Here is a 25,276-nt window from a genome sequence, read left to right as displayed (position 1 = left end):
CCGAGCTCCTTACAGGAGGATCGTCAGATCATGTCAACAACGCCACCGCCTACGATCCGCGCTCATATCGCGCTGTGCTACGCGAATCTAGCCCGCGCCCATGCCGCTCTTGATCGAGGAGCCGTGGAATACGCGACGGTCGACCACATGATCAAGGCTAGGCTCCGGCGAGGTCTGGCGGAGGGTACCATGAAAATGGGCTCTCTATACGACGACGAGCGACTAAAGATGACGGCGGCCCAAGCCTGCTACTATTGTGGCGACAAGAGGCAGCTATGCGTCGACCATCTCATCCCGAAGATACGCGGTGGGCCGGACGCGGCCGACAACCTCATCTGGGCATGTCGGAGGTGCAACAGTTCGAAAGGTGGTCGTGATATGCTCGAATGGATGGAATCAAAGGGCCGCTTTCCGCCAGTGCTTCTGTTGCGTCGGTATGTCAAGATCGTGGCTCGCTACTGCGACGAACACCGATGCTTGGATCGCGAATTGTCCAAATCCGCAGAGTCCATGCCGTTCGACGTGGGGAAGCTCCCAACCCGATTCCCTCCGCTCAAGGAGTTGACGCTGTGGGCCCCACCGATTGTCGGCGAATGACGAACGCGGCGGTCTTTCCGTAAGAAACGAGAGTCATCCATGCGAATTGAAACGCTGGCGGTGAAGACGGGCTTGGATCCGGACGGGACGAGCCGGGCGATCGCGCCCCCGATCACGCTCTCGACCACCTTCGAGCGCGGGGAGGACGGGTCGTACCCCGGAGGGTTCGACTACTCCCGCTCCGGGAACCCGAACCGGGCCGCGCTGGAGGCGGCGCTGGCCGCGCTGGAGGGCGGGCCGGAAGCCATCGCTTTCCCCTCCGGGATGGCGGCGACGTTCTCCGTCATCTTCTCCCTTGCGCCGGGAGACCACGTCGTCGCCGCGGACGACGCCTACTATGGGACCGGCGTACTCCTGCGGGAGCAGTTCGCGCGGCGTGGGATCGAGGCGAGCTTCGTCGATATGACCGACCTCGACGCCGTCCGCGCCGCCATGCGGCCGAACACCCGCCTCGTATGGATGGAGACGCCATCGAACCCGCTCATCCGCATCTCCGACATCGAGGCGATCGCCGGCATCGCGCGTGAGGGCGGGGCGATCTCGTGCTGCGACAACACGTGGGCGACGCCGCTCCTGCAGCGCCCGCTGGATCTCGGCGCGGATCTCGTCATGCACTCCACGACCAAGTACTTCGGCGGCCACAGCGATGTGACCGGGGGTGCGGTGATCGCGCGCGAGCGGGGCGAGACGCTCGAAGCGCTGCGGAAGATCCAGACGGATGGCGGCCTCGTGCCGTCGCCCTTCGACGCGTGGCTCACGAGACGGGGACTCGAATCCCTCGCCGCGCGAATGGTCATGCACTGCATCAACGCCATCGAGTTGGCCCGCTTCCTCGACGCCCACCCGCGCGTCGAGCGGGTCCACTACCCGGGTCTGGAGGACGATCCGGGACACGCCCTCGCGGCGCGTCAGATGTCCGGCTTCGGCGGTATGCTGTCGTTCGATGTGACGGGTGGTCGGGACGAGGCGTTCGCGGTCGCCGCCGCGGTGAAGGTCATCGCCCGCGCGACGAGTCTCGGGGGCACCCACTCCCTCATCGAGCACCGGGCTTCGATCGAGGGGGCGGCGACCCGCGCGCCGGAGAACCTCCTCCGGATGTCCGTCGGCCTCGAGCACGCCGATGACCTGAAGGAAGACCTGGACCGGGCCCTCGCCGCCGCGGGCTGAGCTTGGCGAACTCGCCGCAGGAGGGCGTCGCCACGTTCCCGCGGGAACGTCTCAGCCCTCGAGTGCCTCCACCCAATCGGTGAAGATCCGCTCGCCGGCCGGGCGCAGCCCCGCGCGGCGCCCCGATTCGAAGAGCGCCTCGACGAAGGTCCGACCGTACCCACGGCTGCAGGCGATGAGGACGAGATCCTCGCGCCATGTGACGATCTGGCAGGGGACGTGGAGGATCGGCCCCTGGGTCAGGAACGGTCGGGGGCGCCCCGGTTCGAAGAGGTCGAGGCCGGTGACGCTCTCCAGTACTTCCGGCACTGAACCTCCCAGAAGGGCGAGCCAGCCGTGCGAATCGGTCGTGTCCGTGTAGTGCGGACCGTCCGGCATGGCCGGGGTTGCGCCGGGCCCGACGTGCCAGATCGAGGCCTGGGTTCCGTTCATCCGGTTAATCATCAGCCCGTCGCGGACCACGACTTCTCCGGGTCTGCGCGGCACGTCGAGGCCGGACGGCCGCAGGGTCCCGATGTTCCGGTGCTGGACGTCCCAGCGCGCGCGGTGGCTGAGGTCGACGAGGCAGGCCCGGCGCAGGGCGTCGGGGGGCGCGCGGTCCGATTCGTAGTCGAGCACGACGTTCCAGCCGGCCCGGCGTTGGGTGCGGGCGGGCACGGCGTCGAAGCGGACCGGAGACCGGCGATGGGCCGCGGGCGCCGCCTGCGATGGCGCCTCGCCGGACCGGCCCGGGCGCCCTTCGGGGGCGATCCGCAGGCGCTGTCCTTTCGGATCGTAGAAGTGGGGAGGCGCCACGGTCGCGGTCGAACGCACGGTCCGCCGGCCCAGCGACTCGTACAGGTCGAGCGAACGGCCCCGCTCCGCCAGCCGGTCCTCGACGAGCGCGAGCCCGTACTGCCAGCCCAGCGTCTCGCTGTGCCGCGTCGTACAGACGAAGCCGGCGATCCGGTCCCCGTCCACGACGAGCGCCCCGTCCCCGGGGCGTTGAGCCACGTCACGATTGCCCGTGGCCCCCGCGTCGCGGTCCGCGGGGTCGTCGACCCGCAGTCCGACGAGCTTCAACCTCCCCGGCTGTTCCTCGCAGTGGCGCAGCGCCACGGCGCCCACCTTGCGGGAGGCCGTGTCCCCGCGGTCCCAGAGCCAGCCCATGCCGATGTCGATGAGGGTGACGCGCTGCTCGGACTCCGTCCCGATGATCACGTGTCCCTTCTCGGCCCGCAGGCAGTTCTGCGCCTCGAGCCCGAACGGGCGGATGCCGTACTCCGCGCCGGCCTCCCACAGCAGGTCCCACACGTACCGGGCGACGCTTGCCTGCACGTGCAGTTCATAGGACAACTCGCCCACGAACCCGAGGCGCAAACACCGCGCCGCGACCCCGTCTCCCACCTCGATCTCGCGGCAGCCGAGGTACGGGAACGCCTCGTTCGACAGATCCGCGCCCGTGATCTTGCCCAGCACCCGCCGCGCGTTCGGCCCCGCCACGTTGATGGAGGCGAGGGCGTCGGTGAGGTTCACGAGGTTATAGTCCCACCCGTCGTGCCGCGTGTGGAAACGGAGCCACTCGACCGTGACGCCCGCCCGGTTCGAACTCGTCGTGAAGTAGAACTCGTCCTCGCCCCTCCGCACGACGACGCCGTCGTCGATGAGGTTGCCCGTATCGTTGCACATCGCCGAATACGCGCAGCGGCCGGGCCGGGCACGCGTCATGTCGGAGATGTAGACGCGCTGGAGCGCGCGCAGGGCGTCGGGTCCCCAGATCCGGAACTTCCCGAGCGGCGAACTGTCGAGAAGGCCGACGTTCTCGCGCACGTTGCGGATCTCCTCGAGGCACTGCCGGTCCGCGCTGAAGTAGCGGGCCCGCAGCCAGGGTCCCGCCCGGCGGAACACAGCGCCCCGCGAGGCCTGGTCGTCGTGCAGCGGGGTCTGTTTGTGGACGTCGTGGTTCGGGCCCGCGAGCGTTGCGAGGGAAGGGGGGATGACCGGGGGGCGCACCGTGGTGGCGGCGAAGCTGCCGACCGGCCGCCCCGCGATCTCGGCCATCGCCATGGCGAGGTTCTGGCCCGGCACGCGGTACTGGCCCGGGCCGAGACCGAAGTTCCCGAAGCGCTTCGCGAGTTCGGGCACATCGAAGCCGTACGCCGCGCTCTGGGCCGCGTTCTTCCACGTGCCGTCCTCGTCGAAATCGAGAAACGCCTTGCGGCCGGCGGCGAGACCCCGTCCGGCGGCCGGTCCGCGGACGATCGAGGAGCCCTCCGCGGGTCCCGGCCGGTCGGCCAGACGCGCGCGCTCCCGGGTCAGCGCCCCCCCGACGTCCGCTCCGCAGGCTGCGGCGGCTTCGAGCCCCGCGATCCGCCCGGAACATGTGAGCCCCTCGAGATCGGCGAGTCGAAGGACGCCGCCCGCGGCGAACACGTCGGACGGGAGGCGTTCGAGCTCGAACGTCCGGGTGCGCTCGCCGTGGCGGAAGCGCGCGCCGGCGCACGAGAGGACCCCGATGTCCGGTTGGCGTCCCGCGCTCGCCACCAGCAGATCGCACGCCACCCGCAGCGAGTCGCCCGCCGTGCCGCTCCCCGCCCGGGCCGCCAGTTCAACGCCCCGCACCCGGCTCCGCCCCCGCACGCGACTCGCGGCCCACCCCGGCCGGAAGTCGATCCCCGCGGCCGACAGCGCGTCCACCAGCTCCGGGTCGTGCCCGTCGCGCCGGGCGTCGGCGACGACGCGCACATCCACGCCAATCGCGGCCAGGTCCACCGCCGCCTCGAGCCCGAGGTCGTCGCCCACGCTGAAGGCGGCGGCCGCGCCCGGGCGGACGCCGTACGTCCGCGCGAGCCGGATCGCCGTGTCGACCTGCATGACGCCCGGACGATCGTTGTGCTCGAACACGAGCGGCCGCTCGATGGAGCCCGTCGCGACCACAATGCCTCGTGCCCGACACTCCCAGTGGGTTGTCCCACCGCGCTGGAAGCCCGTCAGCAGGTTCTCGCCCCACACTCCCGTGACCGGCGCGTGCCGGAACACGCGCACGGACGGCATGCGTCCGAGCTCTTCGACCAGCGCGGATACCTCCGCGGCGAGCGGACGACCGTCCCGCATGCGCCAGTCGAGGTGCCCCCCCAGCCACGGCCGGCGCTCGAACAGGCATACGCGGAGGCCGAGGCGCCCGGCCTCCAGCGCCGCGGACATCCCGGCCGGACCGCCTCCGACCACGGCCACGTCCGCGTTCAGGTAGCGCTCGCCCCGCTCCCCGGCCCGCGCCCGGTCGGGCGAGTCGAGCCGCAACACGCCCAGGCCGGCCAGCCCGCGCATCCGCTCCTGGAAGAAGCGGGCGGCCCAGGCGGGCCGGTGGAAGAGCCGGTAGTAGAAGCCCGCCGGCATGAACCGGTCCAGCCGGTCGAGGAAGCCGAAGGCGTCAAACCGCGGGTCGCCGCGCACGTTCTGGGCTCCGACCTCCATCCCCTCGCGCAGCGGCGTCGTCCCGGCGGACTGGTTCGGAACGCCGTCGATCGAGACGAGCTGGCTCGACCCCTCTCCCTCCAGGTCGTAGAGCCCCCGGGGCCGGTGATACTCGAAGCTGCGGCCGATGGTGCGGACCCCCGCCCCCCAGAGGGCGGAGGCGACGGTATCTCCCTCGAACCCTTCCAGCGCGCGCCCGCACCAGCGGAACCCGAGCGGTCGGGAGCGGTCGATCCGCTCCGTCGAAGAGGGAGGCAGCCGGCTCACGACGAATCTCCCCCGCTCGCCTCATTCCCGCCCGCCTCCGAGCCGCCGGGAAGTTCTTCCCGGTTCGTGGCCGGGTTGCGCCAGGTCGAAAACCAGACGCCGCAGCCCGCCCGGTGGTGCCACCACTCCTCGCGCGGCTCCGGGCGGTTCATGCGGAACTGCGACCAGCGAAAATGTGCCTCCGCCCCCCCGTCGAGATCCGTCTCGGCGGGCCGGGGGCCCCGCTCCGGCCCGCCGTACGTGAACTCGTACACGTCGCGCTTCCCGCACACCGGGCACGTCAACCGGAACGTCACGACCGGCCCTCCAGGGTCCGTCCCACGGTCAGCGCCACCGTCAGTCGCACGGTCAGCGCCACCGTCAGTCGCACGGTCAGTCCCACCATCAGTCCCACTGTCCGTACTTCATCGAGGCGGCGGTCTCCCCCATGTACCGGTTCTCGAGAAAACGGCGGAGCGCGAAGGGCTTCAGGATCTCCGGCGCCTCCTCACGCGCCATGAACTCCGCCATGTACTTTCCGGCCACCGGCCCGGACTTGAAGCCGAAATATCCCCACCCGACATCCAGATAGAGGCCATCGTATGCGAAGTTGCCGTCGAGGATGGGCGCCATGTCCGGCGTCATGTCCGCCAGCCCCCCCCAGACCCTCAGAAACCGCACGCCCTTCAGGCACGGCATGAAATCCGTGAGCGCTTCCGCCTGGTGCTTGAAGTAGCGCGCGGTGACGTCCGTCGTGTAGTTCACCTGCGGGTCCATGTGCGCGCCCGTCGCGATCTCCCCCTTCAGCGTCTGGTTCGCGTAGACGTGATACGCCCCGGAACTCACGACGTGGTGCAGGAACGGCTTCAGCGGCTGCGTCACCATGGCCTGGATCGTGAGCGGGTTCACCGGCAGTTCGATGTCGAGCATGGCCGCGATCGCGGGCCCGTACCCGCCCGCCATGATCCCCAGCCTCCGGCACCCGATCGGCCCCGCGTTCGTCCGCACCCCCGTCACCCGCCCGCCCTCCGTGTCGATCCCCCGGACCTCGACGCCCTGGTGGATCGAGGCCCCGTGCAGGCTGGCGCCCCGGGCCAGTCCCCACACCACCGCGTCGTGCCGCACGACGCCCCCCGGCGGGTGGTACATGCCCGCCTGGATCGGATGCGCGGGCCGGTCGGAGACGTCCAGCGCCGGGATCAGTTCCTTGCACTGCCGCGGATCCAGCAGTTCCGAGCGCACCCCGCAGAAGTTCGCCGTGTTGATGGAAAGGCGGAGCGCGGCCACCGCGGCCTCGCTGTGCGCGAGGTTGAGGTTGCCGCAGTCATGGAACATGAGGTTGAAGTCGAGTTCGTCCGTGAGGATGGGCCACAGCTTCAGGCCCTCGTCATAGAGCGGAACGTTCTCCTGGGTGCGCTGGTTCGCCCGCACGATCGCGGTGTTCCGCCCGGACCCGCCGAACCCGATGTACTGGCTCTCGAGCACGGCGATGTCCCGTATGCCGTGGTCCTTCGCCAGGTAGTAGGCCGTCGCGAGCCCGTGGATGCCGCCCCCGATGATCACCACGTCGTAGTGGCGGCGAAGCGGCCTCTCCTCCCACAGGCGGCCCGGGCGAAAAACCCCCGCTCCGAGCGCGGACTTCAGCCTCCCCAGCGGTCCGGGGCTCATCGAATGCGAGTCGAGTGGCGGCGGCTCAGCCGATGACCGAGTAGGACGAATCTGGATTCATTGTCCGGAGTCGGCTGAAAAACCCGAGGTTACAGTCCCGCCTCGTATATTTCATGTGGAACTGTACGGGGTCCGCGTCGTGATCGCGCCCATCCTCGACCGCCTCTATCAGCTCCGCCATGAGCTGGCCGGCGACGGGCGCGTTCTTGAACTGGTTCCCGGAGGTCCCTACCGCCATATAGAAGCCGGGCAGATCGGACTTGTCATAGATCGGGATCCAGTCGTCGGACACATCGTAGAGATCGACGAGCCCCTGTCGCGCCTCCGGCACGGGGAGTCCCCGCACCCGCTGGGCCTCGCGCAGGGCCTGCGTCCTCCACTGAACACTGAACGTCTTGTCATAGTCGTCCGGATCCTCCACCCATTCGAGATCGTCGCAGGGCGGATCTTCCGACCCGATGAGGATGTGGTTGCCGACTTCGGGTCTGGAATAACACCCGATATCGCTGTCCGAGATCAGCATGCCGACCACGTTGTAGTCGACGCCCTCCGGCGCGGGGACGTGGCACACCTCCTGCTTCAACGCGCGCGTCCGGATGTTCATCCCCTCCTCGACGCCCGCCATCCGGTTGATGACGAAGGAATGAGGCCCGCCCACGTTGACCACCACGGGCGCCCGCACCTCGGACCCATCCTGAACCCGCACTCCGGTGACCCGGCCGTTCTCGCGGAGGATCTCCGTGACCTCGGTGTTGAAGCGGAACTCGCCGCCGTGCGCCTCGCCGCCGAGTTGCACGTTGTGGCAGCAGAGTTGCGGATCGTTGATGTAGCCGGATTCCGGGATGTAGAGAGCCCCCGCCACGTCTCCACCCGTGGGCCGCCCGAAGCCCGGCTCCTCCTCCGTTACGGGAGGTCCGAACTGTCGCGTGTCGAGAAAGGAGAGCTTCTCCTTCATGCCCGCCGCATCCAGATCCTCGTAGGCCACGTGAAGCTCGTCGAGACTCTCCTTCACGTTCTGCAGGTAGTGGTTCTTCTCGGTCTTGGTGACGAGACAGCCGGTATTCACATAGCGGGCCAGCCCGGAGGGGTCGGGCACGCCGACGTACTTCCCCCAGTCGAGCCAGTAGAAATAGGACTCCCGCGCCATCGCCACGCCGTCCGGGGTCGAATAGTGGAGACGGATGATGGCGCAGGTGTTCGAAGTCGAGCCGTACCCGGCGGCGGGGAGCTTGTCGACGTTGAGCGTGCGGAGCCCGCGCTTGGCCAACTCGAACCCGGTGCAGACGCCGATGACCCCGGCGCCAATGATGATCGCGTCGTAATCCCTGGACATCGCCTCTCTCACGCGCCGATGCGTTCGTACACCGCGTGCGACACGCGCTCGTTCCCGTCCGCGTCGGTGCTGCGGTACTCGTTGTCGATCCGGTTCCCATCCTCGGAGAGCACGTTGATGATGACCTGCGTGACGCGGCCATCCCGGCGGCTCGTGATCCGGTTCGTGAACTCGTCGACGACTTCCACGGCCGTCTCGACCCCGTCGCGTCCGGTCACGGGGCGGAATGCGCCGTCGAACATCGTCTCGTAACTCCACTTCGACTCACCGCCGCGGGCGTTCGTGGACTCCACGGTAATCTTCATCCCGCCGTCCTCCCAGGGCTCGTACGTCATGACATTGAGCGACGGGGGCGGCGCGTCGGAGCGCAGCTTCCACACCCCGTAGCGCGGGTTGTCGCGCCCGGCGGCCGCGTCTGCCGGCGTCCCCGGATTGAACAGGAAGTAGTCGTAGATCGCGCGCGAGATCTGGGCGATCGCCGCCTCGCGCGCCGGGACGGGCCGCTCGGAGTCCTTCACGAACACGACCGTGATCACGTGCCCGGCCCCGTCCGGAAGGTAGATGTACCCGACATCGTTCGTCGTCCCGCCGATCGTGCCCGTCTTGTGGCCGACCGGCGTTCCGGGAGGCAGCACGCCCTTGATGCGGCCGGTGCCGGTCTGCACGCGCAGCATGATGTCCTTGAAGACCTCCGTGTTCTTCGAGCCCAGCGCCTTCCCCGCCCAGGCCATCGCCAGCAGGTGAGCCATGGCGCGGGGCGTCGACGTGTCCCGGGGGTCGGCGGCGAACGTCTCGCGCGCGGCCGCCCGGTCGGTGGCCGTGACGTTGCCCGCGAGGTCGCGGAACTCGGACAGCGAGATCCTGCCGTCCGCCGGGGTGTCCACGCCGGAGTAATCCCCGATGAGGACCGAAGTCGGACGGTCCACGCTCAGGCCGTCGACCCGGAGTTCGGCCATGCGGGCGTTCACGGCGCCGGGTCCGCCGGCGGCGGTCAGGGTGAGATCCGTCGCGCTGTTGTCGGAGATGAGGAGCATCAACTCGAGCAGATTCCGGAGCGAGAGCGCCACGCCGGGGTCGTCGAACAGGTTCGAGATCGTCCCGCTGCCGGGATGGATGTCGCCGGGTTCGAGTTCGACCATGTCCGCGAGCGTGATCTCGCCCCGGTCGACCCGCGACAGGAGTTGGACCGCGATCGGAACCTTGTAGGTCGAGGCCATCGGGAAGCGTTCGTCCTCGTTGAACCACACGGCGCGGCCCGTCTCGATGTGGACGGCGCCCACCCCCACCGTGCCTCCGCTGCCCGGCGCCAGCCGTTCGATTTCCGCGAGGAGGCGGCCGAGGCCCGGGTCGTCCGCCGGCGTGACGGACTGGGCCGCGAGGGGAAAGGCGGACAGCAGCGCGACGGCGAGCGTCGCGGCGGCCAGCCTCGTAAACCTCGTCAATGAAGGTCGTGTCCGGAGGCGCATGGATTGTGCTCCTTGTTCATCCCGCCTTGTTTCATCCCGCCTGAGTCCTGCTCCGTGCCGGTACGGTAGCCATTGCGCAACGCGCGGACGAGACCACCATGGCGGGTCGCCCCGAGAGGCCGATCCGTGACATACTCCGCGCATGGACGCAGGGGAGGAGGCCATGCCGGGCGACGGGAAGGAGACTGACGCAGGACGTTCCCGCGGGAACGTTCCGGGCGACGGCGGCGCGCTGTCGTCCGAAGAGCGCCGGGCCGCGGAGGCCGTGAACGCGGAACGCCTGTTCGCGCTCCTGGCCGACCTCATCGCGATCGAGAGCGTCGCGAACCGGGAGACACCGGCCCAGGAGCGCGTGGCCGCGGAGATGCGGACCATCGGTCTCGAGACGGACGTGTGGGAGATCGACTTCGAACGGTTGCGCCGCCACCCCGCCTACACCGCCGACGTGGACCGCCACGAGGGTTTGGGCGTCGCCGGAACCATGGGACGGGGAGAGGGCCGCACGCTGATCCTCAACGGCCACATCGACGTCGTCCCTGCGGGGGAGGTCGGGCGCTGGAGGCATCCGCCCTTTGAGCTCACGCAGCGCGGCGGGCGACTGTTCGGGCGCGGAGTCGTGGACATGAAGGGGCAGCTGTGCAGCGCGCTGGCGGCGGCGCGGGCGCTGCGCGACGCGGGGATCGAACTGGACGGCGCGCTCCAGACCCAGAGTGTGATCGGCGAGGAGGACGGCGGCGCGGGGATGCTCGCCACGATCGAGCGCGGGCACACTGGCGACGGCGCGATCGTCGTGGAGCCGACGGAGTTCGTCATCGCGCCCGCGCAGGCCGGCGCCCTCAGCTTCCGGCTCACCGTCCCGGGACTCGCCGCGCACGGGGCGCTGCGGGAAGAGGGTGTGGATCCGGTCGAGAAGTTCATCCCCATCTTCCGGCGCCTTCGGGCTCTGGAGGCAGACCGGAACCGTGACGTGGCCGACCCGCTCTTTCAAGGGGAAGCGCTGCCGTACGCCCTGACCATGGGACGGCTCCGGGCCGGGATCTGGCCCTCGACGGTGGCGGAGAGCCTCGTCGTGGAGGGTCGCTACGGCGTCGCGCCCGGAGAGGATCTCGCCGGGGCGCGACGCGCGCTGGAGGACGCGGTGGCCGAGGCCGCTTCCGGTGACGTCTGGCTGCGCGACCACCCGCCCGCCGTGGAGTGGGCCGGGGCGCAGTTCGCGGCCGCCCGCACGGACGCGAGCGACCCCGTGGTCGGCGCCCTGGCCGGGGCCGTGCGGTCGCTCGGCGGCACGGAACCTCGCGTCGGAGGCGTGCGGTACGGCGCGGACATGCGGCTCCTCGTCAACCACGGCCACGTGCCCACGGTGCTCTTCGGCCCCGGCGACGTCCGCGAAGCCCACCGCCCCGACGAGAGCATCCGCGCCGAGGACCTCGTCGAACTGGCCCACATCCTCGCCGTCACCGCAATCCGCTATTGCGGGACCGGAGCGGGGTGATGCGTCCTCCCATTGGGCCAAGCCTTCCGGGCGGATCACGTCTCGCTAAAGTTGAGGCTACGGACGCTCATCAACGGCCGGTCAATTCGAGTTCCCCCGAGGACAGGTGCTGCCATGTCTGCTCGAACGTCGATCGCAATCAGGTTGGCCCTCTCGTTCGCCCTGGCGCTCACGACGGCTCCCGTCTCGCTCCAGGCGCAGGCATTCGCGGTCGAGGAGGCGACGATCGCGGAAGTCCACGCCGCTTTCCGGTCAGGCGATCTCACGTGCGAGGGGCTCGTCGAGCGCTACCTGGCGCGCATCGACGCGTACGACAAACAGGGACCGCTTCTCAACTCGATCGCGGTCGTGAACCCGCGAGCCCTCGAGGAGGCACGAAGCCTCGACGCCGCCTTCGCGTCCGGCGGCCTCACCGGACCGCTGCACTGCATCCCGGTCCTCCTCAAGGACCAGGTCGAGACGAGCGACATGCCCACGACCTACGGATCGGCGCTCTTCGAGGGCTACATGTCCGAGCGCGACGGAACCATCGTCACGCGGATGAAGGACGCGGGCGCTCTGATCCACGCGAAGACGAACATGGGCGAGTTCGCCTCCCGCTACGTGGGATCCGGGTTCGGGATCATCCGGAACGCCTACGACCCGCGGCGGAATCCGAGCGGTTCCTCCGGCGGCACGGGCTCCGGCGTGGCGGCCAACCTCGGCATGATCGGCATCGGAGAAGACACGGGAGGCTCCATCCGGGGCCCGGCGGCCGTGGCCTCGCTCGTCGGCCTCCGTCCCACGCTCCCCCTCGTGAGCCGGTTCGGGATGATGCCCGCCAACCCCACCACTGACACCATGGGCCCGATGACCCGCACCGTGACGGACGCCGCCATCCTCCTCGATGTCATCGCCGGCTACGATCCCAACGATCCCGTGACGGCGTACTCGGTGGGACAGGTCCCCGACTCCTACGCGGCCGGACTCGATGCGGGAGCGCTGGCGGGCGCTCGGATCGGCGTCATCCGCGAGCCGATGGACCGCTCCGTGGACACGACATCGGAAGGATTCCGGCAGGTGCGCGCCCGGATGGAAGCGGCGACCGGCGCTCTCCGCGACCTGGGAGCCGACGTATTCGATGTCGCGGTCCCCGGCATCGAACGGGTGAGCAGCATCTTCGGCGCCAACTCCTACGAGACCGAGGAAGTGACCGACGCCTACCTCGCCGCACTCCGCGACCCGCCGTACCGGTCGCTGGCATCGATCCTCCTCTCCGGCCGCGTCAATCCGTGGCGGGCCGCCGGCATGGCCGGTCTCCTGGGGAAGACGACCCGCGACCCCGGCTATCTCGAGTATCTGCTCGACCGCGAGCGGGTCCGGCAGGACGTGATGGCGACGATGGCGGAGCACGATCTCGACGCCTTCGTCTACGCCACCTTCGACCACCCGCCGGCTCTGATCGCCGACGATGTGGAGACGAACCCCGCCCCGAGCGACCGCTACGCCCTCGGCGACAACCGCTCCCTGAGCCCGCTCACGGGCTTCCCGGCGCTCACGGTCCCCGCCGGGTTCACGGACGACGGCCTCCCCGTGGGTCTCGAGTTCCTGGGACGCCCCTTCACGGAGGCGATGCTCCTCGGCTTCGGCTACGCCTTCGAGCAGGCGACGAACCACCGCCGCCCGCCGCCCACGGCCCCGCCGCTCGATCGTTGATGCACGGATGATGATGGATCGGTACTTGGATGGGTGGTCGTTGACCAACGCGTGATGCGTCATAATATTGTGCATGTGTCGCAATCATGCACAACCAAGAGGGGTGATGTCGAGGATTCACTTCGTCGTCAGGGAGAGCGCCAAGATCCGCTACCAGGCCCAGGCGGAGCGCGAAGGCAAGTCGCTCGGGCAGTGGCTGCGCGAGGCGGCCGACGAGAGGCTGGAGGCGGCGCGTCCACGCCTGTTCACCGTAGAGGAACTCGAGGCGTTCGCCGCCGAGTGCGACGCGATGCATCCACCCGGCGCCAAGGAGCCGAACTGGGAGGAGACCAAGCGCATGCTCGTCGAGACTCGGTTTCCGGATCCTGGCGCATGATGCTCGTCAACGGCCTGGGGAGAACGTGGTCTCATTTTGGATCCGGCTACCGGCGTGAGGCCGGCGGAAGGAAATGATCGTGTCCCGCATACACTTCGTCGTCAGGGAGGCGGAAAAAGTGCGCTACCAGGCGCAGGCCAGTCGTGAGGGAAAATCTCTCGGGCAGTGGTTACGCGAAGCCGCTGATGCGAGGCTGGCCGCCACGCGTCCGCGTAAGTTCACCTTGGAGGAACTTCGCGAGTTCAACGCCGCGTGCGATGCGCGGCGGTCCGACGCTCCAGAACCCGACTGGCCCGACGTGAAGCGAGTGATCTCGGAGTCCAGGCTCTCCGGGATCGAGACGGCGTGATCTTCGTCGACGCGAACGTCTTCATGTATTTCGTCGGCGCCGATCAGGCTTTCAAGGCGGAGGCCCGGGCGTTCTTCTTTCGCTCGAGGCGGCGCGACCGACGCCTCGTGACGTCGGCGGAAATACTTCAGGAACTGCTCCACACGTACGTCCGAAGAGGCGAACGGCGCACCTTGAACGTCGCCTTCGATCTCGTGGACGCGACAGTGGCGGAAGTCTGGCCCGTCGAAAGAGAAGATGTGGAACGGGCACGACATCTGTCGACCCCGCACCCTGAACTCCAGGCGCGCGATCTTGTTCATCTTGCCTGCTGCATCCGGCGGGAGCCCGAGGACCTCATGACCTTCGACCGGGCGCTGGCCGCCGCCTGGCGTTCCCGGTCGCCCCGCAGGAACTGACGCGAGGCTCGGCAGGCCGCCCCGCGCCGCCTCCCCCCTCCGTCCGCCGCCTCCGCCGCGTCACTTCGTCGCTCGCCGCGCCCTGTCTGACCCGTGTCTTCCGGGATAGCGTATCCGGCGAAGTCTCCGTACAAACCTGCAAGGCGCGGCAAGAAGGAGAGCAGCGAGATGAGGGATTCGTCGAGGCGGCGCGCGGCGCGTGCGCGGATGGTGTTCGTTTGGGGCGTCTTCATGGGAGTTCCCGGTTTCCCTCCTGCCGCGATGGCGGAAGTTCGGGCGCAGGAGGTGGACCAGGCGCTGGCGGCGGAGGTCGTGGCAGGCCTCCCCCTGCGCGAGATCGGTCCCGCCGTCATGGGCGGCCGGATCGCGGACATCGCCGTACACCCCCACCGGAGCAGCACCTGGTACATCGCGGTCGGTTCCGGCGGGGTGTGGAAGACGACGAACGCGGGCGTGACGTGGGACGCGATCTTCGAGGACCAGTCCGTGTACTCGATCGGCGACGTGGCGATCGATCCCAACAATCCGGACGTGGTCTGGGTGGGGACCGGAGAGAACGTCAGCGGGCGCCACGTCGGCTGGGGGGACGGCGTCTACCGCAGCCGCAACGGCGGGGAGACGTGGGAGAACGTCGGTCTAGGCGACTCGCAGCACATTGGGAAGATCCTGGTCGACCCGCGCGACAGCGATGTCATCCTGGTGGCCGCGGAGGGGTCGCTCTGGGCTCCGGGCGGCGACCGCGGCGTGTACAAGTCCACCGACGGCGGCGACTCCTGGCGGCTCGTGCTGGCGATCGACGAGAACACGGGCGTCACCGACATCGAATTCGCGCCCGGCAATCCGGACATGGTCTATGCGGCGGCGTACGAGCGCCGCCGGAAGATATGGGGGCACCTCGCCGGCGGACCCAACTCGGGCATCTACAAGTCCACCGATGGCGGGGAGAGCTGGCGCCGGATCTCGGCCGGACTCCCGACGGGCGATGTGGGAAAGATCGGACTCGCCGTCACCCCGGCGAACCCCGAAGTCGTGTACGCCACCATGGAAGCGAACGACGATGAGCGGGGCTTCTACCGTTCACTCGACAAGGGGGAGAGCTGGGAGCGGCGGAACTCGTACATCTCCGGCGGCACCGGTCCCCACTACTACCAGGAGATCGAAGCCTCCCCGCACGATGTGGACGTCGTGTATCAGATGGACGTCTTCATCCAGGTCACGCGGGACGGGGGCGCGACGTTCGGGAACCTCGAGACGGCGCGCGACAAACACAGCGACAACCACGCCCTCTGGGTCGACCCGGAGGACGCCCTGCACCTGATCGTCGGCACGGACGCCGGCCTGTACGAGAGCTTCGACGACGGCCGCACGTTCCGGCACTTCCCGAACCTGCCGATCTCCCAGTTCTACAAGCTCGCGCTCGACAACGCGGAGCCGTTCTACCACGTGCTCGGCGGCGCGCAGGACCTCGGCACCCTGTGGGGGCCCGCCCGCACGACGAACGTCGAGGGCGTGCGGAACCGGGACTGGTACGCGCCCATGGGAGCGGACGGGTACGCGGTCCAGATCGACCCGCGGGATCCGGACATCCTCTACCTGCAGACGCAGCAGGGGAACCTCTACCGCTACGACCGGGGGAACGAAGAGGCGCTCGACATCCAGGCGCAGCCCGCGCCCGGCGACCCGCCCGAGCGCTGGAACTGGGACGCGCCGGTCCTCATCAGCCCCCACAACCCCGACCGCATCTACCACGGCTCGCAGCGCGTGTGGCGCTCCGATGACCGGGGTCACTCGTGGACGGCGATCAGCGGCGATCTGACGACGGACGTGAACCGCTATGAACTGGAGTTCATGGGCCGTGTGTGGAGCGTCGACGACCTCATCGACAACGGCGCCATGTCCAAGTACGCGACCCTCACGGGGATCTCCGAATCGCCGGTGACGGCGGGCGTGATCTACACGGGGAGCGACGACGGACTCATCCACGTGACGGAGGACGACGGGGCGAACTGGCGGCTCGCGAACGCTCTTCCCGGCGTGCCCGAACGGGCGTTCATCAACGACGTGGAGGCGTCGCAGTTCGACGCGGCGACAGTCTTCGCCGTGGCGGACAACCACAAGGAGGGCGACTTCCGGCCGCTCGTGTTCGAGAGCAACGACGCGGGCCGGACGTGGCGTTCGATCGCGGGAGATCTGCCCGACGGGACGATCGCGTGGGCGATCGAGCAGGATCACCTGAACCCGAACCTGCTCTTTCTCGGGGCCGAGTTCGGCATGTACGCGAGCGTGAACGGCGGCGCGAACTGGCACATGCTGCCCGGGCCCACCATCCCGCACCGCGATCTGGAAATCCAGCGCCGCGACAACGACGTGGTCGGCGCGACCTTCGGCCGCGGCTTCTACGTGCTCGACGACTACACCCCGCTGCGCGAACTCGCCGGGGGCACGAACACGGCCGTGGCCGCCGCGGAGGGAGGGGCTGTGTTCCCGATCCGCGACGCCTGGTGGTACATCCCATCGGTCCCCATGCAGGCCCGCGGCAAGCCGACGCTGGGGTCGGACGACTACACGGCGCCGAACCCGGACTTCGGGGCCACCCTCACCTACTACCTGCCCGAGACGGTGACGACGGCGGCCGAAGCGCGCCGCGCGACGGAGCGGATGGTGCGGGACCAGGGCGGCGACGTGGCGTTCCCCGGCTACGACGTGCTGAACGAGGAGGCGGCGGAGAGCGGCCCCCGGGCGCTGATCGCCATCGCCGACGCGGACGGCCGGACCGTGCGCTGGGTCGCCGGGCCCGCGAGCGAAGGGCTGCACCGCGTGAGCTGGGATCTGCGGGCCCCGGCGCCCGATCCGATCGACCTCACGGTGCCCGGCTTCACGCCGCCGTGGGTGGGGCCGCCTCAGGGGCCCCTCGTCGCCCCGGGCGCATACTCCGCGCAACTCGTCGTCGTCACAGCCACAGGCGCGCGGGAGGTCGGAGTGGCGCGGACCTTCGAAGTGAAAGCGGTGCCCACGGCCGAGCCGGGCACGGACTTCGGGGCCGTCGTCGCTTTCCAGAACGAGGCGTCGGAGTTGAGGCGCCGCATCGCCTCGGCCGGCGAGGAAGTCGGCCGCGCACGCGACCGGCTACGTCACATGCGGGCCGCGCTCCTCGAGGCGTCTGACGCCCCGCTCGACTTGTTCGGCGATCTCGACGCGCTCGGCGCCGGCCTCCAGGACTTCTCGATCCGTCTTTTCGGCAACCCGGCCCGGCAGCGCCTGAACGAGTCCACCGTGCCCTCGATCTCGAACCGCGTGGGACGGGTGATCGGCGGCCACTGGGACACGCGCCAGACGCCGACCGCCACCCACCGCCGCAACCTCGATATCGCCGAAACGGACTTCAGCGTCTGGCTTGCCGAGTTCGCGAACTTCATGGACGGCGCCTTCACCGGCGCCGAGACCGCGCTCGAAGCGGCCGGGGCCCCGTGGACCCCCGGCCGTCGCCTCCCCGGCGGCTGACGGCCGAGAAAGAGGCCAATTTTCATGGCGGCTAATACCAGATGGGCGGCGGGGAGGGCGCTCGGGCGCATCGCCTTCGCCTACCAGCGGAAACGCCCCGCGTGGCCGGTTAGCCCAGGGGCGCCGACGCGCGCCCCGGTCGTCAGTGGCCGATGGCGAGGCCGTCCTTGCGGGGATCCGACGCGCCGGCCCAGCCGCGCTCCAGCTTCATGACGAGCTGGCCGCCGCCGAAGGAGGCGCTCTCCCAGTCCACGAGTTCGTGGCCGAGCGCGCTCATGCCGGTCTCGAGTCCGCCGGTCAGCCGCTCGACCGCGACGCGCAGCCCACCCATATGCCGGAAGCGGGCCGCGTCGATCGCCTGCTGCGGGTCCATCCCGAACTCGATCATGTTGAGGACGACCTGCGTGTGCCCCTGCGGCTGCATCGACCCGCCCATCACGCCGAACGCCATCAACGGCTCTCCGTCGCGGGTCACGAACCCCGGGATGAGCGTGTGGAAGGGCCGCTTGCCCGGCGCCACCTGGTTCGGGTGTCCGTCCTCGAGGGTGAAGCCGGCGCCGCGGTTCTGTAGCACGAAGCCCGTCCCCGGAACGACGACGCCCGAGCCGAACGCACCGTAGATCGAGTGGATGAAGGAGACCATGTTCCCGTACCGGTCGGCGACCGACAGGTAGATCGTCTCCGTGGCGGTCGCGAATTCGCCGGGCTCGACCCGCTCGGCGGCCACGGCCGGGTTGATGAGCGCCCGCCGCGCCGCGAGGTAGTCGGGATCCAGCAACTCCTTCGGGTCGATCTCCATGTGATCGGCATCGCCCACGTGCCGGGCCAGGTCCGCGAAGGCCACCTTCTTGGCCTCGATCAGGTGGTGGAGGTACTCGGGCGAGTTATGCCCCATGCCCGCCAGGTCGAACGGCTCGAGCATCCCCAGCATCTGCAGGGCGGCGACTCCCTGGCCGGCGGGCGGCAGTTCCCAGACCGTCCACCCCTTGTAGTCCATCGAGAGCGGCTCGACCCAGCGCACCTCCATCGCCGCCATGTCCTCCGGCGTGAGGTAGCCGCCGAGTTCCGCCAGTCCCTCGGCCACGCGCGCCCCCAACTCGCCGCCGTACATGGCGGCCGGGCCCTCCGTCGCGATCGTGCGCAGGGAACGCGCGAAGTCGGGGTTCCGGAACCACTCGCCCGCTTCCGGCGCCCGCTCACCGTCGATCAGGTAGGTCGCGGCGGCCCCGGGGTCGGCCTGCAGCTTGCTCAACTGCCCCCGCCACTGGCCGGCGATGATCGGCGTGACGGGGAAGCCCTCCTCGGCCAGTGCGATGGCCGGCGCCACGAGTTCGGCGAGCGGGCGGCTTCCGTACTTCTCGTTGAGCGCGCCCCAGCCGGCGATCGCCCCCGGCACGGTCACCGCCCCCGGTCCGGAGCCCGGCACCCGGTCGTAGCCATCCGCCCGGATCCGTTCCGGCGTCATGTGGGTTCCGGCGCGGCCGGTCGCGTCCAGGCCGACGAGCCGACCCTCGTCCGCAGACCAGAAGAGCGCGAACAGATCGCCTCCGAGCCCCGTCATGTGCGGTTCGACGAGCGACAGCACGGACGAGGCCGCGATCGCAGCGTCGAAGGCGTTGCCGCCGTCGCGCAGCACGCTGAGCGCCACGCTCGACGCCATCGGCTGGCTCGTCGCGACCATCCCGTTCGGAGCGTAGACGGTGGATCGCCCCGCCATGGACCCCGGAACATTCATCGCGGCCTCCTGACCTGACGAGTTCCTCAAGCTCTCCGCGTCCGCGGTGCCGCAGGCAACGGCCGCTAGGGCGACGAGGGTAGCACTGAGAGCCGTTGCCACGTCATAAGCGGAGGTTCGGTGTGGCTTCATGTGGCCTAACTCGCCGGACCATTGCGAGTCATGCTGAACAACTGCTCCACCGGCCTCTTCGCTCACCGGTAGGCTGTCCTCGGAGGCACGATCAGGTCAGCCGGCGATGGCGACAGCACCTCATCATCGAGAGCCGCCGCAAATGCTTCGGCCGACACGCTGTAGACCACATACCCTCCCAAAGGCGATTCCTCGAAACGTGTGATGGCGCTCTCCGGTGATAGCGCTTCCTGCCTGCGGACGACTTCCTCCACCGCCTCCGCGAACCGGTCGCAATAGAAGTCCGGCATGACGCGAGGAAGCATGTCCATGGTGAGCATCGAAACTCCTCATGTTCGGGTGATACTGATTAGGTAATCTAGGGTGTCAACCGTTCATCAACCAAGATCGTACGTGCGATCTGAGGTTTACGGTCGCTACGGCCTCCAAGCGGCCATGGCATCCCAGCGCGGGTTGCGCGTGATGTTCACCGGCCCCGATCCGTCCGCCCGCATCGCGTAGATCTCGGAGTTCCCGTCGCGTTTCGTCGAGAACACGATGAACTCGCCGTCGGGCGACCAGCGCGGCAGTTCGTCCACGCCGGCGCGTCCGGAGAGATTCGTCTGGCCGCTGCCGTCCGCCCGCATCACGTAGATCTCGGCGTCGTCGATGTCCCGGTAGGAGGTGAAGGTGATGCGCGATCCATCCGGCGACCAGGCGGGCGAACGCGCACCGCCCTCGGCGGGAAGCCGCGAGAGCCCCGTCCCATCGGCCCCCATCGTCCACAGCGAGAACCGCCGGCCCCCGTCTCGGTCCGACGCGAAGACGATCCGCGTGCCGTCGGGGGACCAGTCCGGGTCCACGTCGAACGACGATGGACTCCGCGTGAGGTTGACCGGATTCGACCCGTCCACGTCGATGACCCAGATGTCCGGATCGCCCGTCCGCTCGGAGACGAAGACCACGCGAGTCCCGTCCGGAGACAAGCGCCCGGACCGGTCGTAGGCCGTGTCGCGGGTCACGGGCCTCCAATTCGCGCCGTCCGCGTCCATCAGGAAGATGTCGGGATTCCCGTCGAGCCAACTCGTGAACACGATCCCCGACCCGTCCGGCGTCCAGCTGGGCTCGAGGTTCGTTTCGCCTTCCTCCGTCAGGGGCCTCTGTCCGGTCCCGTCGGCGTTGGCCACCCAGATGCGCATGTATTGCTCGCGGATCGCCGTGAAGACGATCTCACCCGCCGCGGGCGGCTCGGGACCCGTGGCGTCCCCGCACCCGAGCGCCACCAGCGCGACGAGCGCCGGGCGAGGCAGCCGGCCGGGCACTTTCCAGGCACCCATGACGTTCGTCCGTTCTCCAGGGCTCGGGATATCTCGCGTGGCCTGACCCCTCGTTGCGTCTCGCCGGGACGCGGACGAGCTTGCGCCGCAGCGGTTCGGACCGACCAGGGAGTCAAAGATGAGACAATTCGCACGCTCGCACCAAGCCCTCCTGCCCGCCCTGTCCCTCTTCCTCGCCCCGTTCCTCGTCACCGGCTGCGGGGAGTCGACGGATGATGGGGAGGCCGCCACAGGGGAAGAACTCCCCATGGAGGAAGCCGAAATCGAGCGTCGCGCGCGCGAGATCCACGAGGGCGTGCTTACGATCGACACCCACGACGACATCCCCTACAACTTCGCCAGCCCCGAAGTGGATCCGCTCAACGCGGACCGCCAGGTGAACCTCGAGAAGATGCGGGCCGGCGGACTCGATGTCGGCTTCTTCATCGTCTACGTGGGCCAGACCGAGCGCACGCCGGAGAACTACGAGGCCGCGAAGCAGGGCGCGATGACGAAGTTCGAGGCGATCCACCGCATGACGAACGAGATGTACCCGGACCTCATCGGGCTCGCGCACACGGCGGACGACGCGGAGCGCATCCACGCCGAGGGCCGGCTCGTGGCGGCGATCGGGATCGAGAACGGATATGTGATCGGGAGGGATCTCTCCCTCCTCGAGACGTACCACGAACTCGGGGCGCGCTACATCACGCTGGCCCACAACGGGAACAACGACATCGCAGACTCCGCGCAGCCCAACTTCGCCTTCGGCGACACGCCGGAGGAGAACGGGGGGATCAGCGACTTCGGCGAAGAGGTGATCGCCGAGATGAACCGGCTCGGGATCATGGTCGATGTCTCCCACATCTCGAAGGCCGCCAGCCTCGAGGCCATGCACCTCTCCGAGACTCCGGTCATCGCATCGCACTCCGGCGCCCACGCGGTGAACGCCCATCCCCGCAACATGGACGATGAGCAACTGTATGCCCTGCGCGAGAACGGCGGCGTGATCCAGGCCGTCGCCCTGGGGGCCTTCGTGAAGTCGCCTGCCGCGGAGCAGCAGGCGGAAGTCACCGCGCTCCGCGAGTCGATCGGCTTCACGAGCTTCTCCCAGATGACGGACGAGCAGCGCGTCGCCTTCCGCGACGGGATGGCCGAGATCCGGTCGCGCTACCCGGCGGTCAACGTGGCGGATTTCGTCGACCATATCGACCACGCGGTCAACCTGATCGGCGTCGATTACGTCGGGATCAGCTCGGACTTCGACGGGGGCGGCGGGATCGACGGGTGGAGCGACGCCTCGGAGACGCTCAACGTCACGATCGAACTCGTGCGACGGGGCTACTCGGAGGATGAGATCCGGCAGCTCTGGGGCGGCAACACGCTCCGCATCTGGCGCGCCGCCGAGCAGGTGGCCGCGGAAATGCAGCAGGCCGGGGGTTGATCCGCCGAATGGAGACGCCCCGCCCGCGCCGTCGCCGCCCCCGGACCGCGAACGCCGGCCCACGGGCCACGGTCCTCGCGCGGGCGCCGGCAGTGGCCGCGCTGGCGATGGGCGTGGCCGCCTGCGGCGAATCGTCGGGCGAAGCCGGCGGGGCCGACGCACCCTACCGCATCGGGGCCAGGATCGAGGTGGGGGCGGCCCCGCACGGCATCCGGTTCAGTCCGGATGGGGACACCGCCTGGGTGGCCCTGAGCGGCGAAGGCCGGATCGCGGTCGTGGACCTCTCCGAGTCCGCCGTCGTGGCGCGCTGGGAGGCGGGGGACACCCCGCTCGACCTCGTCCGCGTCGATGGCGGCTGGCTCGTGAGCCAGTTCCGGGATTCGACGCTCATCCGGCTCGACGACGAGGGGCAGACCGTCCCCGACGCGGTGTGGGGCGTCGGGGCGGGTCCGTCGCTGTTCACGCCCGGGACCGTGCGCGGAGAGACCTGGATCACGACCGAGTTCTCGGACCGGCTGTGGACGGTGGACACTCGCCGGGGGGCGCCGCGTGCGTTCCACACCACCGGCGATCGCCCCTATCCGGCGGACGTGATGTGGGACGGGTCCTACGCCTTCGTGCCCAACCTCGATGCCGGTACGGTCTCCGTCATCGACCTCCTGAACGGGGAACTGGACGCCACGGTCGAGGGGTGTCCCGGTCCGCCCGGGGGCGCGCTCACGCCCGACCAGGTCACGTACGTCGTCGCCTGCGGCGGATCCGACGAGGTGGCCTTCATCAACACCGCATCCTTCGCGATCACGGGCCGCGTGTCGGAGGGTCTCGGACCCCGCCCGTTCTCGGTCGTCGTACCCGGCGATGGTCGCTACGCGCTCGTCAACAACGCGGGCGGGAACACCGTCTCGGTCGTGGACCTCGAATCGCGCACGGTTGTCCAGCGTCTGGAGGTCGGGGATCAGCCGATCGTCCTGCGCGCGCACCCGGACGGCGAGCGCGTGTTTGTGGCGAATGAACTCTCGGGTACGCTGGTCGAACTGGCGCCAGCCCCGGCAGCACCGGAATCGCCTGCTCCCTCCGAGGCGGAGACGACGCTGAACGAGGTCGTCGTACTCGGCATGATCCACTCGGGCCACGAGACCAGCGAGATGTTCAGTCTGGAGGTCGTGAGAGACCTGGTGCGGGAGATCGATCCGGACTACTGGCTGACGGAGATCCCGCCCAACCGCTGGGACCGGGCGCGGGCCGAGTTCGAAGCCACCGGGACGGTCGAGGAGCCGCGGGTCCGCCGCTTCCCCGAGTACATGGAGGGACTCTTCCCCCTCTCCCGCGAACTCGACTTCGAGGTCATCCCCACCGCGGGGTGGACGGAGCCGATGTCGGACTTCCGCGCCGGCTATCTCGACGCCTACTCGCGGGATCCGGCCCGGGCCGAAGGATGGGCGGAATACCGCGCCGCCGCGGAGGCTTCAGCCGACGCGCTCGCCGCGGGCGCGGCGGACGACCCGCGCTGGATCCACACCGATGCCTACGACGAAGCCTACGACATCCGCATGCGGACGTACGCCCGCCTGTTCGACGCGCAACTGGGCCCCGGTGGCTGGGAGGCGATCAACGCCTCGCACTGGGCGTACATCGAGGACGGGCTGGACCGTCACCGGGGGGAGGGCGTCCGTTTCCTCCTCACCTACGGAGCGGGACACAAGGGGCCGTTCCTCCGCGAACTCCGGAAGCGCGACGACATCGTGCTCCTCGACGTGGGACCGTTCCTCGATCGGGTGCCGGCATTGGCCGCAGTTGCCCCGCCGCGGCAGCGCGCCCCGCGTCGTCCCTCGACCGACCCGGTCTTCAATTCCTCGGAGCACAGGGATCTTTCCGAGCGGCTGGTGTCCGTCAGCGGCGGCTTCTTCACGCCGGACGGCGGTCTCGTTGTGGCCGACCGCACCGAGATCCACATCATCGACATGGCGTCCGGGGAGCATCGAGTGGTGGGGCGCGAGGGAGGGGGGCCGAAGGAATTCGGCCACATATCGCGGGCGATTCGCACGTCGGAGGGTGTTGCGGTTTGGGACTTCCTCAGGCGGCGCGTCGTGTCCATCAGCCACGGAGGCGAATTTGGTCAGTCGCGAAGCTACCTGGATGTAGTATTCAACAGCTTTCATTCGCTGAGACCGGTAGCCCATCATCCGGACGGCAGCACCGTCTTCCGTGACGGGGACGGATCCGATGGGGTGCGGGATTCGGAAGGTCGATACTGGCAGCGAGCTCGGTATGTGGCGGTGAATGCCGACGGCGGACTTCGGGTGGTCGCGGAGACGCAAGGCAACGAGCGGTACTCCGACACGAGACTCGACCGTCCCGTGTTGTTTGCACACCGGACATTGGAGGCGGCGACCGCAGACCGTCTCGTCGTCGCCGAAACTGACCAGGGATCCATCTCGGTACTCGACTGGAGCGGCGTGCCGGTCGCCGGTATTCCGATGCCGACCGGCGTGAGGCTGTCCGCAGACCAGGTGCGGATGGAACGAGAGTCCGAGGCGTCGCAGCGACAGGGGCAAAGGGGGTGGCTCATGGAGGCCGCGTCGGACGGCAGGTTCCCGTTCGCGCCGTCGGACGTAGAGGAGCGACTCCTCTCCTTTATGCCGGACTGGCCGGCAAACGAAGTGGCGCCCCCGATCGATGCGATGCTGACGGACTTCGATTCGAGACTCTGGGTGAGAGATTATCGGCTTCCCGGCCAGGATAGCGTAACGTGGCGAGTGTGGGACATCGACCGGGAGCGGCTGTTGTTCACGGTGAGCATGGATGGTGAGGACAGGTTGCTCGACGCGCGAGGCGACGTCGTGTTGCTGCGCCGATTGGACGCATTCGACGCTCACCGGGTTGTGGTTACTCCGCTTCGCCCCGAGCAGGCCCAAGAGGGGACTTAGGG

Annotated in this window: 18 protein-coding genes; 10 read left to right on the top strand and 8 right to left on the bottom strand. The window is 69.1% G+C overall.

The features are described 5' to 3' along the window. Nucleotides 1–123 precede the first annotated feature (123 nt). Complete coding sequence (locus ACOGXI_RS11195; protein WP_419938928.1) at nucleotides 124–597, top strand: HNH endonuclease; 474 nt, start codon at nucleotides 124–126, stop codon at nucleotides 595–597. A 39-nt stretch (nucleotides 598–636) separates the two neighbouring features. Next, complete coding sequence (locus tag ACOGXI_RS11190; RefSeq protein ID WP_419938927.1) at nucleotides 637–1,764, top strand: trans-sulfuration enzyme family protein; 1,128 nt, start codon at nucleotides 637–639, stop codon at nucleotides 1,762–1,764. A 51-nt stretch (nucleotides 1,765–1,815) separates the two neighbouring features. On the opposite strand, the gene ACOGXI_RS11185 is transcribed toward ACOGXI_RS11190, so the two are convergent. The 5 genes from ACOGXI_RS11185 to bla form a co-directional block, all read right to left on the bottom strand. Continuing rightward, nucleotides 1,816–5,484 carry a 2Fe-2S iron-sulfur cluster-binding protein gene (locus ACOGXI_RS11185; protein ID WP_419938926.1) on the bottom strand — a complete coding sequence of 1,223 codons (3,669 nt, stop codon included), beginning with the start codon at nucleotides 5,482–5,484 and terminating at the stop codon, nucleotides 1,816–1,818. Further along, a complete protein-coding gene (locus tag ACOGXI_RS11180) occupies nucleotides 5,481–5,780 on the bottom strand; it encodes a sarcosine oxidase subunit delta (protein WP_419938925.1) in 300 nt (99 codons plus the stop codon). Before ACOGXI_RS11180 ends, ACOGXI_RS11185 begins: the two co-directional genes overlap by 4 nt. 88 nt (nucleotides 5,781–5,868) lie before the next feature. Further along, a complete protein-coding gene (locus ACOGXI_RS11175) occupies nucleotides 5,869–7,131 on the bottom strand; it encodes an FAD-dependent oxidoreductase (RefSeq protein WP_419938924.1) in 1,263 nt (420 codons plus the stop codon). A 25-nt stretch (nucleotides 7,132–7,156) separates the two neighbouring features. Next, nucleotides 7,157–8,464, bottom strand: coding sequence for an NAD(P)/FAD-dependent oxidoreductase (locus ACOGXI_RS11170; protein WP_419938923.1), 1,308 nt, complete (start codon nucleotides 8,462–8,464; stop codon nucleotides 7,157–7,159). Between the two features lie 8 nt (nucleotides 8,465–8,472). Further along, nucleotides 8,473–9,906 (bottom strand): class A beta-lactamase, encoded by a 1,434-nt coding sequence (bla, locus tag ACOGXI_RS11165; protein WP_419938922.1) that lies wholly within the window; start codon nucleotides 9,904–9,906, stop codon nucleotides 8,473–8,475. 166 nt (nucleotides 9,907–10,072) lie between these two features. Between bla and ACOGXI_RS11160 the strand changes: the two genes are divergently transcribed. The 6 genes from ACOGXI_RS11160 to ACOGXI_RS11135 all read left to right on the top strand — a co-directional run bounded on the left by ACOGXI_RS11160 (nucleotide 10,073) and on the right by ACOGXI_RS11135 (nucleotide 17,741). Beyond that, nucleotides 10,073–11,422 (top strand): ArgE/DapE family deacylase, encoded by a 1,350-nt coding sequence (locus ACOGXI_RS11160; RefSeq protein ID WP_419938921.1) that lies wholly within the window; start codon nucleotides 10,073–10,075, stop codon nucleotides 11,420–11,422. Nucleotides 11,423–11,536: 114 nt separating this feature from the next. Further along, on the top strand, nucleotides 11,537–13,117 hold the full coding sequence (locus ACOGXI_RS11155; RefSeq protein ID WP_419938920.1) for an amidase: 1,581 nt from the start codon (nucleotides 11,537–11,539) through the stop codon (nucleotides 13,115–13,117). 106 nt (nucleotides 13,118–13,223) lie between these two features. Further along, complete coding sequence (locus ACOGXI_RS11150; RefSeq protein ID WP_419938919.1) at nucleotides 13,224–13,493, top strand: hypothetical protein; 270 nt, start codon at nucleotides 13,224–13,226, stop codon at nucleotides 13,491–13,493. A 79-nt stretch (nucleotides 13,494–13,572) separates the two neighbouring features. Then, on the top strand, nucleotides 13,573–13,842 hold the full coding sequence (locus ACOGXI_RS11145) for a hypothetical protein (RefSeq protein ID WP_419938918.1): 270 nt from the start codon (nucleotides 13,573–13,575) through the stop codon (nucleotides 13,840–13,842). Then, nucleotides 13,839–14,240 (top strand): type II toxin-antitoxin system VapC family toxin, encoded by a 402-nt coding sequence (locus ACOGXI_RS11140; protein ID WP_419938917.1) that lies wholly within the window; start codon nucleotides 13,839–13,841, stop codon nucleotides 14,238–14,240. The genes ACOGXI_RS11145 and ACOGXI_RS11140 overlap by 4 nt, the downstream gene beginning before the upstream one ends. A 168-nt stretch (nucleotides 14,241–14,408) precedes the next feature. Beyond that, nucleotides 14,409–17,741: a VPS10 domain-containing protein gene (locus tag ACOGXI_RS11135; protein ID WP_419938916.1), complete on the top strand. Its 3,333-nt coding sequence runs from the start codon at nucleotides 14,409–14,411 to the stop codon at nucleotides 17,739–17,741. A gap of 142 nt (nucleotides 17,742–17,883) precedes the next feature. Here ACOGXI_RS11135 and ggt read toward each other — a convergent pair whose 3' ends face one another. The 3 genes from ggt to ACOGXI_RS11120 all read right to left on the bottom strand — a co-directional run bounded on the left by ggt (nucleotide 17,884) and on the right by ACOGXI_RS11120 (nucleotide 20,924). Then, nucleotides 17,884–19,476, bottom strand: coding sequence for a gamma-glutamyltransferase (gene ggt, locus ACOGXI_RS11130; protein ID WP_419938915.1), 1,593 nt, complete (start codon nucleotides 19,474–19,476; stop codon nucleotides 17,884–17,886). 194 nt (nucleotides 19,477–19,670) lie between these two features. Then, complete coding sequence (locus tag ACOGXI_RS11125) at nucleotides 19,671–19,928, bottom strand: hypothetical protein (protein ID WP_419938914.1); 258 nt, start codon at nucleotides 19,926–19,928, stop codon at nucleotides 19,671–19,673. Between the two features lie 96 nt (nucleotides 19,929–20,024). Next, nucleotides 20,025–20,924 carry a hypothetical protein gene (locus tag ACOGXI_RS11120; RefSeq protein ID WP_419938913.1) on the bottom strand — a complete coding sequence of 300 codons (900 nt, stop codon included), beginning with the start codon at nucleotides 20,922–20,924 and terminating at the stop codon, nucleotides 20,025–20,027. Between the two features lie 118 nt (nucleotides 20,925–21,042). Here ACOGXI_RS11120 and ACOGXI_RS11115 point away from each other — a divergent pair, with 118 nt between their 5' ends. Together ACOGXI_RS11115 and ACOGXI_RS11110 are read left to right on the top strand one after the other, a co-directional pair. Further along, complete coding sequence (locus ACOGXI_RS11115) at nucleotides 21,043–22,347, top strand: dipeptidase (protein ID WP_419938912.1); 1,305 nt, start codon at nucleotides 21,043–21,045, stop codon at nucleotides 22,345–22,347. A gap of 8 nt (nucleotides 22,348–22,355) precedes the next feature. Further along, nucleotides 22,356–25,274, top strand: coding sequence for a YncE family protein (locus tag ACOGXI_RS11110; protein ID WP_419938911.1), 2,919 nt, complete (start codon nucleotides 22,356–22,358; stop codon nucleotides 25,272–25,274). Nucleotides 25,275–25,276 lie beyond the last annotated feature (2 nt).

Origin of the sequence: Candidatus Palauibacter sp. (genome assembly GCF_965208055.1) — a bacterium.
In the GTDB taxonomy this organism is placed as follows: domain Bacteria; phylum Gemmatimonadota; class Gemmatimonadetes; order Palauibacterales; family Palauibacteraceae; genus Palauibacter.
Note: the sequence above shows the minus strand (reverse complement) of the source record. Positions and strands in the feature narration are given on the sequence as shown.